Annotated in this window: 1 protein-coding gene; it reads right to left on the reverse strand. The window is 64.6% G+C overall.

The annotated features are described in order from the left end of the window. Positions 1-196: hypothetical protein (locus tag NLX68_RS26395; protein ID WP_254286428.1), on the reverse strand; the 196-nt coding region annotated here is incomplete at its 3' end. Between the last annotated feature and the right edge of the window lie 626 nt (positions 197-822).

Raw genomic sequence — 822 nt, forward strand, 5'->3', positions numbered from 1 at the left:
TTACGACCGCTGCGCGCTCGATCGCTGGCAAGGCCAGCTCCCACAGGTCTGGCGTACACCGAACCATTGTGGGAGCCGGCGTTGCCGGCGATGAGGCCAGTGCAGTCAGCACATCAGGCGCTGACTGGATTACGACCGCTGCGCGCTCGATCGCTGGCAAGGCCAGCTCCCACAGGTCCAGTGAATGCAGATCCATTGTGGGAGCCGGCGTTGCCGGCGATTAGGCCAGTGCAGCCAGCACATCAGGCGCTGACTGGATTACGACCGCTGCGCGCTCGATCGCTGGCAAGCCAGCTCCCACAGGTCTGGCGTACACCGAACCATTGTGGGAGCCGGCGTTGCCGGCGATGAGGCCAGTGCAGTCAGCACATCAGGCGCTGACTGGATTACGACCGCTGCGCGCTCGATCGCTGGCAAGGCCAGCTCCCACAGGTCCAGTGAATGCAGATCCATTGTGGGAGCCGGCGTTGCCGGCGATTAGGCCAGTGCAGTCAGCACATCAGGCGCTGACTGGATTACGACCGCTGCGCGCTCGATCGCTGGCAAGGCCAGCTCCCACAGGTCTGGCGTACACCGAACCATTGTGGGAGCCGGCGTTGCCGGCGATGAGGCCAGTGCAGTCAGCACATCAGGCGCTGACTGGATTACGACCGCTGCGCGCTCGATCGCTGGCAAGGCCAGCTCCCACAGGTCTGGCGTACACCGAACCATTGTGGGAGCCGGCGTTGCCGGCGATGAGGCCAGTGCAGTCAGCACATCAGGCGCTGACTGGATTACGACCGCTGCGCGCTCGATCGCTGGCAAGGCCAGCTCCCACAGGTC

The organism is Pseudomonas sp. SBB6 (genome assembly GCF_024213215.1).
GTDB lineage: Bacteria > Pseudomonadota > Gammaproteobacteria > Pseudomonadales > Pseudomonadaceae > Aquipseudomonas > Aquipseudomonas donghuensis.